This is a genomic window from endosymbiont of Riftia pachyptila (vent Ph05) (assembly GCF_000224455.1).
GTDB lineage: Bacteria > Pseudomonadota > Gammaproteobacteria > Chromatiales > Chromatiaceae > Endoriftia > Endoriftia persephonae.
This window is the reverse complement of record NZ_AFOC01000157.1, coordinates 1-4,676: the sequence shown is the minus strand read 5'-3', so window position 1 is coordinate 4,676 and position 4,676 is coordinate 1. Positions and strand designations below refer to the sequence as shown.

Here is a 4,676-nt window from a genome sequence, read left to right as displayed (position 1 = left end):
AGGGATACCCGCCCCCCGATCCAGGATCTGGATCTCTGCCATCGCTCCATCACACTGCAGCCGCACCTCAAGCGGTTTCCCGTCACCATACTGCAGGCCATTTCCGAGCAGATTGGAGAGGACCCGGCGTAACGCCAGCGGGCTGAAGCGCATCGGGCATGGCGGCGGATCGGCCCACTCGATCGCAACCGGCTGCTGCCGGTAGTCCGCCACGACCTCTGCCAGGAATGCAGCCAGATCCAGCAGCTGTTCGTCCTGTGGAGCACCCTCCAAACCTCTGGCCAATTCAAGGGTGCGCCTGATCAGCAGATCCATCTCCTGCAAGTCCTCGCGCATGCCGTTTATCAATTCAGGTTCACTCTTCTCATCGAGTAACGCCAGCGCCAGCTGGAGGCGCGCGATCGGGGTGCGAAGGTCGTGGGATATCCCCCCCAACAGGGTGGTCCGGTTGGTCAGCAGCTGCTGGACCTGCCCGGTCATGCGGTTGAAGTTACGCGCCAGCACCGCCAGCTCTTCAGGCCCCTCTTCCGGCAGAGACTCAGGCCGCTCCCCCCGGCCAAAGCGGGATGTCGCACTGGCAAGCTGAGCCAGCGAATAGGTTTGGCGCCTAACGAGTAGCAGCGAGCTGATCAGAGTGATCATACTGCCACCGAGCAGCAGCAGGAGCACCGCGAGCGGCGGACTGGCGTCGTTATGCTTAGAGGAGAAACCGATGCGCACGGTCCGCTCTGCCATCGGCACATCCACCCAGGCCCAGTCATCTGCCGTGCCACCATCAAGCAGCTGGATCTCTTGGCCCAGCCGTCGCGACAGTGCCGTCTCGAGAAATCTCAGATAGGGGCTCTTGTAGCGCACCGGCTTTAGCTGAGCCTCGGCAGAGACCAGTGAAAGGCCATGCTGAAGATACAACTCATCCTCAAAATCGGGGCGCGTATCCGGTGGCAGTTCCACCCAGGTCTGTGCCGACAGGACGATCAGTGCGGCAAGATCCCCAGACGCCTGGCGTGCCATCGGCACCAGGATGTAGTAGACGATCACCCCGCTGGAAAACAACAAAAAGGTCAGCATAGACACCGCCATGATCTGGCCGGTGTATCTTAATAGGGTCTTTCTGCGCGGCACAGCTATCCCCGGAAGGCTTCACCCTGAGGGGTAAACAGATACCCCTTGCCCCACACGGTGCGGATAAACTCGGGGACTTTCGGATCGGTCTCGATCTTGCGCCTCAGGCGGGTAATCCTCACATCGATACTGCGGTCAAATGGCGAGCGATCGTATCCTTTCAGCAGATCGACCAGTCTGTCTCGGCTCAGGATCTGATTGGGGTGTTCGACAAACACCTCCAGCAGGGCCAACTCTCCACTGGTAAGGGAAATCCGGTTGCCATCGCGGGTCAGGGTGAGCGTACTCAGATTGAGTTGGAACTCGCCAAACTCCAGCAGCTTCGAGGGGGACTGCATCGCTTCAGCGCCTTCCCCTGGCTGCCTGCGCCGCAACACCGCCCGTATCCGGGCCAGAAGTTCGCGGGGGTTAAACGGCTTCGGCAGATAGTCATCCGCCCCCACCTCCAGTCCGACAATCCGATCCACATCCTCACCCCGGGCAGAGAGCATGATGATCGGGGTATCCTGGCGCGCCCGAATCCACCGCGCCAGGGTCAGACCGTCATCGCCAGGCAGCATCAGATCCAGGATGATCAGGTCTACCACCGCCTCTGCCAGATGACGCTGCATCGCCACCCCATCTTCACAGGCGCTAACTTGAAACCCCTGTTCACCCAGGTAACGCTGCAGCAACTCCCGCAGGCGGGGGTCATCATCAACGATCAGCAGCTTGGTGTTTTTTGTGTCCACCCCTGCGAGTCTACCAGAGGCGGCCTCGATCTGGCTCCGAGAGTGGCCGGCTGAAATAGGTTGAAACACTTTAGCGGTGAAATGGAATGGATTTGGGCTCAATTGTCATTATCATCCCAGTTATGGAAGTGTGACCGGGATAACTGTTTAGGGGGGTCTGAATCGTGAAAGCACGCTGGCCGATAGCAGCCATGTTTGGGGGGATCGCGCTCGCCAGCCCGGCGTGGTCTGACGATACCATCAGCGCGCCACTGTTACTGGAGGAATCAGCCACGTCGCCTGAGCCACACCACCAAGAGAAAGCCGTTCAAGGCAGGGACAATCCTATGAAGGTCGACAGCCAAGCCGCTGCCGGCAATCGCGCGGCATCCACTCCAGACAAGAAGCACACCCGATTTGGCGTTGGTTATGAGTACCGCATGAAGATGCAACGACCTGGGCGCAGCCACCGGCCAGCGCGTCCACATCGCCCGGTTCGACCGAACCGCCCCGGACGATGAGAGCGTATCTGCAGTTCATAAGACCCTGCTCAAAACACCCCGTTGCGTTCCTGCCTGGGTGGCGCACCCACACCCTCATTCTCTTCTGCAGCATCGCGATGAGCAGTCTGGATGCCTCTGAATATGAATCGGGGAGCTTCAGTTTTAGTCTCGGCATGGATTACAGCTCCGGCGACTATGGCCTCGCGGCCGACACCGAGATGCTCTATCTGCCGGCAACATTGGAATACAGTCAATTTCCCTGGCGGCTGGCCATCACCATCCCCTACCTACGTATAACCGGCCCAGGCGGAGTGATTGGCGGTAATGGTGGTGGGATAATCGTCAAAGATGATACAGATCGTCGCAGCAACCGGGGAGGCAGTGGTGGAGAGACTCCAACGCTACGCACCCAGCAGGGATTAGCCGATATCGTAACCAGTCTCTCCTACGCGCTCGATCCATTATGGAATCTGCCGTATGCAGTTGACCTGATTGGCGAGGCAAAACTTGCCACCGCGGATGCGGAAAAAGAGCTGGGCAGCGGCAGCAATGACTACTCCCTACAACTCAATATGGCTGCCACCCAAGGCCGGTTAACACCTTTTTTTACCCTCGGTTACCGCCTGATGGGGGATCTACCCCAAATGGAGCTGAGTAACGTCAGCTTTGCTTCACTCGGCCTCGACTATCGCCTGAGCCGTTCGCTCTATAGCGGGATCAGCTTCGACTACCGGCAGGCATACTCAGCGACCGCTGCTGAATTGAGGGAATGGGTTGCCTACCTGAATTGGGAGATGGACAACAGCTGGTCGATAAACGGCTATGGCGTAGCCGGCTTCTCCAATGCCAGTCCGGATGCCGCTGTTGGAATACAATTGCGTTACGCTCGCTAGTGGGCCTTGCTCCACAATCATGGCTTAACGCCATAGATTCTGCTGCTTCTCATATCCCCCACACCAAAATCATCATCTATATGGGCTGATTTCAGGCAACAAGTCCGCTCACGGAAACAGATTGAAACACTCTGCAGGTCTACAGAAATAGCGNAGAAACTATTCATACCTAACCTCTGTCATACACGCGGCGAGTTGAGTATCGCCGATAATCCTTCAGGAGATTAAGTATGAAGCCAAAGCAACCCATAATTGCACTTTCGATTGTCGCCCTGCTCACTGCCGCACCTGTTCATGCAGGTTGGAAACATCAGGGCCAGCAGCCAGACAGCTACACTAGTCAGCCGATCACATCCGAGCCATTAAGCCTCGAAGAGAGCGAAAAGCTCACCTTCATGCGGGAGGAGGAGAAACTGGCACGGGATGTCTACCTGACCCTCTACGAGCAGTGGAAACACCCGGTCTTTTCCAACATCTCCAGTTCTGAACAACGACATATGGAGGCCATGGAGAGACAGCTCGACAACTATGAAATTGTCGACCCGGTCATGGATGACAGCATCGGCATGTTTACCAATACCGATCTGGCCAACCTCTACGCCGAACTCATCGCCAAGGGGCAGACATCACTCATCGATTCACTCATGGTCGGCGCCCTGATCGAAGAGATCGATATTGAAGATCTGCAACACGCCATTGCAGATTCCACTCACCCGGATCTTACCCAGACCTACGAAAACCTGATACGCGGCTCACGCAACCATCTCAGAGCATTTGTCCGGCAGATTGAAAGCCTGGGCGTTCCCTACACAGCACAGGCACTGGATCAGCTGCAGGTGGAGATAATCTTGGAGCAGCCGATGGAACAGGGTCGCACGACACGCGGCAGACGCTAAAAACCAAAACAAGACGATGAATTGAGGACTATCTGATGAAAAAAAGTTTGATTACAACGCTCATCCTGAGCGGCCTGCTCCCCGCCACCGGCGCCCTGGCAGCAGAGGACTACACACAATACTCGACCCCTGATCTGCTGCAGATGGGGGATGAGGTTCCGCTACATGAGCGAAGCAGATCGTGATGCCTATCGCAGTGAGCGACAGAGCCGTATGCAGAGCATGAGTCAGGAGGAGCGACAGACCATGCGCAGCGAGATGGGCACAAGCTCTGGCGGGTATAGAAACATGGCCGGTGCCGAGCAGGGCCAGGGGAGTATGACCCGCTCCCGCCTGCGGGATGGCTCAGGTGACGGCGGTGGCCAGAGGCGCGGGGGCGGTTTCGGTGGAGGCGGAGGCCGCGGGCGCCGCTAAACCGGCAATCAAATAGCGTGTTACCGGCTTGATAACCGCAAACGTTCAGCTTGATTTGCCCATGCAGCCATCCCAGCATGGCTGCATGGGCGGTTCGACTAACCAAGTCGAGCAGTTGGCATCCTCTGCCCTCTGCCC

The 4,676-nt window shown here is 57.6% G+C and carries 6 protein-coding genes; 4 read left to right on the top strand and 2 right to left on the bottom strand.

Annotated elements, in window-relative coordinates; all coding sequences use genetic code 11:
- A partial coding sequence (locus RIFP1SYM_RS15780; protein WP_240992149.1) for a histidine kinase dimerization/phospho-acceptor domain-containing protein occupies positions 1–1,068 on the bottom strand: 1,068 nt, incomplete at its 3' end.
- A 56-nt stretch (positions 1,069–1,124) separates the two neighbouring features.
- Complete coding sequence (locus tag RIFP1SYM_RS15775; protein WP_039960795.1) at positions 1,125–1,853, bottom strand: response regulator; 729 nt, start codon at positions 1,851–1,853, stop codon at positions 1,125–1,127.
- A 598-nt stretch (positions 1,854–2,451) separates the two neighbouring features.
- Between RIFP1SYM_RS15775 and RIFP1SYM_RS15770 the strand changes: the two genes are divergently transcribed.
- The 4 genes from RIFP1SYM_RS15770 (at position 2,452) to RIFP1SYM_RS15760 (ending at position 4,538) form a co-directional block, all read left to right on the top strand.
- A complete protein-coding gene (locus tag RIFP1SYM_RS15770) occupies positions 2,452–3,228 on the top strand; it encodes a hypothetical protein (protein WP_039960792.1) in 777 nt (258 codons plus the stop codon).
- A 230-nt stretch (positions 3,229–3,458) separates the two neighbouring features.
- The gene (locus tag RIFP1SYM_RS15765) at positions 3,459–4,124 is read left to right on the top strand and encodes a DUF2202 domain-containing protein (protein ID WP_005966675.1); all 666 of its coding nucleotides are present in this window, start codon (positions 3,459–3,461) and stop codon (positions 4,122–4,124) included.
- Positions 4,125–4,159: 35 nt separating this feature from the next.
- Positions 4,160–4,309, top strand: coding sequence for a hypothetical protein (locus RIFP1SYM_RS18465; RefSeq protein ID WP_005966673.1), 150 nt, complete (start codon positions 4,160–4,162; stop codon positions 4,307–4,309).
- Complete coding sequence (locus RIFP1SYM_RS15760; RefSeq protein WP_039960791.1) at positions 4,290–4,538, top strand: hypothetical protein; 249 nt, start codon at positions 4,290–4,292, stop codon at positions 4,536–4,538. Before RIFP1SYM_RS18465 ends, RIFP1SYM_RS15760 begins: the two co-directional genes overlap by 20 nt.
- Positions 4,539–4,676 lie beyond the last annotated feature (138 nt).